This is a genomic window from Streptomyces sp. NPDC001709, from assembly GCF_053596375.1.
On sequence record NZ_JBSFGB010000113.1, the window covers coordinates 1 to 5,415 of the forward strand.

Below are 5,415 nucleotides of genomic sequence, written 5' to 3' on the forward strand. Positions count from 1 at the left end.
CAGACCCCGAACGGCAAGCTGGACCGCAAGGCCCTGCCCGCCCCCGACCTCTCCACCGCCTCCACCGGACGCCAGGCCGCCACCGAACGCGAGGAAGTCCTGTGCGGGCTGTTCGGGGAGCTGCTGAACCTGTCCGTCGTCGGAGTCGACGACAGCTTCTTCGATCTCGGCGGCGACAGCATCATGTCCATCCAGCTCGTCAGCCGCGCCCGCGCCGCCGGACTCGTCATCAGGCCCGGCCAGGTCTTCGAGCACAGAACCCCCGCCGGACTCGCCCTCGTCGCCGAAGCGGCCGAGGACGCGCCCCTGCCGGCACTCCCGGCGGGCAGCGGCACCGGCAGGGTGCCCGCCACCCCGATCGTGCACTGGCTGCGTGAACGCGGCGGCCCCATCGGCCGGTTCCACCAGTCCGTCCTGCTGCACACCCCGGCCGGTCTCACCCTGGACCGGCTCACCGAGGCCCTGCAGGTGCTCCTCGACCACCATGACGCCCTGCGCGCCCGGCTGGTCCGGGACGACGACTGGGCACTCGACGTTCCGCGGCCGGGCACGGTCCGGGCGGCTCGCCTGGTCCGCCGGGCGGAGTGGGCCGGTACCCGCGCCGAGGAGTTGGGCGCGGCCGTCGCCACCGAAGGGGACGCGGCCGCCGGCCGGCTCGACCCGGACGCCGGGGTGATGCTCCAGGCGGTGTGGTTCGACGGCGGGCCGGGGCGGAGCGGCAGACTGCTGCTCGTCGTCCACCATCTCGTGGTCGACGGGGTGTCCTGGCGCATCCTGGTGCCCGACCTCGCCGCCGCCTGCGACGCGCTCGACAAGGGCACCGAGCCCAGCCCGGCCCCCGTGCCGACGCCCTTGCGCGTGTGGTCCGAGGCGCTGACCGCGGCGGCACCGGGACGTGCGAACGAACTACCCTTGTGGCAACGGCAGTTGGCGGGGGACGATCCCGTTCTGGGGAGCAGGAGACTGGACCTCGGGCGCGACACGTTCGCCACCGAACGCACCCTGGTGCGCGCCCTCTCCCCGGACCACACCGCGGCCCTGCTCGCCGACGTGCCCGCCGCCTACCACGCGGGCGTCAACGACGTCCTGCTCACCGCCTTCGCCGTGGCCGTCGCCGACTGGCGGACCCGCCGGGGCAAGGGCGGCGGTACGACCGTCCTGGTGGACCTGGAGGGACACGGCCGGGAGGACGTCGTCGACGGCGCCGACCTGTCCCGTACCGTCGGCTGGTTCACCAGCCTGCACCCCGTGCGCCTGGACCCGGGGGCCGGGGACCGTACCGGCTCCGGCTTCTGGGCCGGCGGTCCCGCCGTCGGCGAGGCGCTGAAGCGGATCAAGGAGCAGCTGCGCGCGGTGCCCGACGCCGGCATCGGCCACGGCATGCTCCGCCATCTGGTGCCGGGCGGCCCGCTGCCGCACACCGCCCCGCCGCAGCTGGGGTTCAACTACCTGGGCCGCTTCCCGGCGGCCTCCCGGAGCGAGGAACCCTGGACCGCGGCGCCGGAGGCCGAGGCACTCGGCGGCGGGGCCGACCCCGCCATGCCGCTCACCCACGAACTCGAACTCAACGCGCTCACCGAGGACCGCCCCGACGGCCCCTGCCTGGTGGCGACCTGGTCCTGGGCGGGCGACCTGTTCACCGCCCCGGAGGTCGCCGACCTCGCCGACACCTGGGCGCGTGCCCTGGCCGTCCTGGCCGACCACGCCGGGGCCCCCGAGGCCGGCGGGCACACCCCCTCCGATCTGACCCTCGTCTCACTGTCCCAGGCCGAGATCGACCTGCTGGAAGCCGACTGGAGAACCGCTCAATGACGAAGCAGGGACTCGCCGACGTACTGCCGCTCTCGCCGCTGCAGGAAGGACTGCTCTTCCACGCGCTGTACGACGAGCGCGCCGCCGACGTCTACACCGTGCAGCTGAGCTTCGACCTGGAAGGGCCGCTCGACGCCGCCGCGCTGCGGGCGGCCGCCGAGGCCCTGCTGCGCCGCCACCCCAACCTGCGGGCCGCGTTCCGCCACGAGGGGCTCAGCCGCGCCGTGCAGATCGTGCCGCACGAGGTCGCGCTCCCGTGGACGGAGACCGACCTGTCGGCCGAGACCGACCCGGACCGGCAGCGCGCCGAGCTGGACCGGCTGCTCGCCGCCGACCGTGCCGCGCGGTTCGACCTGACCCGCCCGCCCCTGATGCGCTGCGCGCTGTACCGGTTCGGGCGGGAGCGGCACCGACTGGTCCTCACCAAGCACCACATCCTGGTGGACGGCTGGTCCATGCCGGTCCTGGTGCGGGAGCTGTTCCAGCTGTACGCGAGCCGCGGCGACGCCTCCGCCCTGCCCGCGGTCACCCCCTACCGCCAGTACCTGGCCTGGCTGAACGGACAGGACAAGGCGGCCGCCGAGGCCGCCTGGAACCAGGCCCTCGCCGGGCTGGACGGGCCCAGCCTGCTTGCCCCCGCCGACGCGCCGCCGCCCACCGTGCCGCCCCGCCACCTCACGGTGCGGCTGACCGAGCGGCTCACCGACTCGCTGCGGGACCAGGCCCGCCGGCACGGGCTCACGCTCAACACCGTGCTGCAGGGCGCCTGGGCGCTGCTGCTCGCCAAGCTCACGGGCCGCGACGACGTCGTCTTCGGTGCGACCGTCTCCGGGCGGCCGCCCGAGATACCGGGCATCGAGACCATGGTCGGCCTCTTCATCAACACCTTGCCGGTCCGTATCGAGCTGCCCGCCGCCGAGCCGCTCGCCGACGCCCTCGCCCGGCTCCAGGCCCGCCAGGCCGACCTGATGGCCCATCAGCACCTGGGGCTGACCGAGGTGCAGCGCGTCGCCGGACACGGCACGCTCTTCGACACCATCGCGGTCTTCGAGAACTACCCGCTCGACGAGGCCGAACTCCAGCCGCCGTCCGACGGCCTGACCCTCACCGGCCTGCACGCCACCGACGCCACGCACTACGCCCTGGGCGTCGTCGCCGGCGTGGTCGACGGCCGCCTGACCCTGCGCCTCGACCACCGCCCCGACCTCTTCGACACCGCGTCGGTACGCCGCATCGCCGACCGGCTGCAGCGCATCTTCGAGACCTTCGCCGCCGACCCGACCCGTCCCGCCGGACGCGTGGACGTCCTGGACGCCGAGGAACTCCACCGCGTCATCGAGGAGTGGAACACCCCACAGGCCCCGGCCACCCCGGCCGCCCAGGGGCTCCTGGAGATCGAGGCCGCCGAGGATGCTCAGGTCGCCCAGAGGGCCGAGGACGCCGTGGCCGTCGGCCCGGACACCCAGGCCGCCCCCAGCGCCCGGTCGGCACCGGACACTCAGGCCGCCCGGATCGCCCAGTGGGCCCCGGCCGCCATGGCCACCGCTCCGGGTGCCCAGGTCGCTCAGGCCCCCCTTCAGACCCCGGCCCCCCAAGTCGCCCCGGACACCCTCACCGCCCGCTTCGCCGCGCAGGCAGTCCGTACACCTGGCGCCGTCGCCGTCTCGCTCGGTGAGGAGCGGCTCACCTACGCCGAGCTGGACGCCCGGGCCAACCGGCTGGCCCGGCTGCTCGCCCGGCACGGAGCGCGGCCCGAGCGGTTCGTGGCGCTGGCCCTGCCCCGGTCGCTCGACCTGGTGGTCGCCGTGCTGGCGGTGCTCAAGTCCGGTGCGGCCTACCTGCCGTTGGACCCGGACTACCCGGCGGACCGGCTCGCCCACATGCTGGCCGACGCCCGCCCGGCGCTGCTGGTGACCCGGTCCGACGCGGGTCTGCCCGCCGGGCTCGGCGAGGACACCGCCCGCCTCCTGCTCGACGAGCCGGAGACGGTGGCCGCGCTCGCCACCGAGCCCGGCACCACCCCCGCCGTGGACGTGCGCCCGCACCACCCGGCGTACATGATCTACACCTCGGGTTCCACCGGCCGCCCCAAGGGTGTCGTCGTCCCGCACCACAACGTCGTCCGCCTCTTCGGCGCGACCGACCACTGGTTCCACTTCGGCCCCGACGACGTGTGGACGCTCTTCCACTCGTACGCCTTCGACTTCTCCGTGTGGGAGCTGTGGGGCCCGCTGCTGCACGGCGGCCGGCTCGTGGTCGTACCGCACGGGATCAGCCGGTCCCCCGAGGAGTTCCTGCGGCTGCTCGCCGACGAGCGCGTGACCGTGCTCAACCAGACGCCCTCCGCCTTCTACCAGCTGATGCAGGCCGACCGGGAGAACCCCGACACCGGCGACCGGCTGTGCCTGCGGTACGTCGTGTTCGGCGGCGAGGCGCTCGACCTGTGGCGGCTCGCCGACTGGTACGCCCGGCACGCCGACGACGCCCCGGTCCTGGTCAACATGTACGGCATCACCGAGACCACGGTGCACGTCAGCCACCTCGCGCTCGACGCCCCCGGCGCGGCCGCCGGCCCCGGCAGCATGATCGGCCGCGCCATCCCGGACCTGCGGATCTACGTCCTCGACGGCGGACTTCGCCCGGCCGCCCCGGGCGTCGCCGGGGAGATGTACGTCGCCGGCGAGGGACTCGCCCGCGGCTACTGGGGCCGGCCCGGCCTGACCGCGAGCCGGTTCGTCGCCGACCCGTTCGGCGCCCCCGGAACGCGGATGTACCGCACCGGCGACGTGGCCCGCTGGACCGAGGACGGTGCCCTGGAGTTCGTCGGCCGGGCGGACGACCAGGTCAAGATCCGCGGCTTCAGGATCGAGCTGGGCGAGATCGAGTCCGTCCTCGCCGCCCATCCGGCCGTGGCCCAGGTCGCCGTCGTCGTACGGGAGGACCGCCCCGGCGACCGCCGCCTCGCCGCCTACCTGGTCCCGGCGGCCGGGCAGCGGATCGACCACGGCCAGATGCGTGCCCACGCCGCGCGGAGCCTGCCCGACTACATGGTGCCGGCCGCCTTCGTCACGCTGGACGCACTGCCGCTGACCCCCAACGGGAAGCTGGACCGCAGGGCGCTGCCCGCCCCCGATCTCGGCGGCGCGACGACAGGGCGTGCGCCCCGCACCCCACAGGAGGAGATCCTGTGCGGTCTCTACGCCGACGTCCTCGGTGTGCCCGAGGTCTCCGTCGACGACCACTTCTTCGACCTGGGCGGCCACTCGCTGCTCGCCACCCGTCTGGTCGGCCGGATCCGCGCCGCCCTCGGCGTCGAACTCGCCATCCGCACCCTGTTCGAGGCCCCCACGGTGGCGCAGCTCGCCGAGCGGCTCGGCGAGGCCGAGGCGGCCCGCCCGGCCCTGCTGCCCGCCGTCCGCCCCAACCGCGTCCCGCTCTCCTTCGCCCAGCGCCGGCTGTGGTTCCTGGACCGCCTCGAAGGTTCCGGCGCCACCTACAACATTCCGCTCGCCCTGCGGTTGCGGGGTGTGGTGGACCGGGAGGCGTTGCGGTCGGCGCTGGGTGATGTGGTGGCGCGGCACGAGAGTCTGCGGACGGTGTTCC

General features: G+C 74.6%; 2 protein-coding genes. Both read left to right on the top strand.

All coding sequences use genetic code 11. The annotated features are described in order from the left end of the window. Positions 1-1,812: condensation domain-containing protein (locus ACWC0C_RS47930; RefSeq protein ID WP_450871490.1), on the top strand; the 1,812-nt coding region annotated here is incomplete at its 5' end. Continuing rightward, positions 1,809-5,415: amino acid adenylation domain-containing protein (locus ACWC0C_RS47935; protein ID WP_450871491.1), on the top strand; the 3,607-nt coding region annotated here is incomplete at its 3' end. The genes ACWC0C_RS47930 and ACWC0C_RS47935, both read left to right, overlap by 4 nt.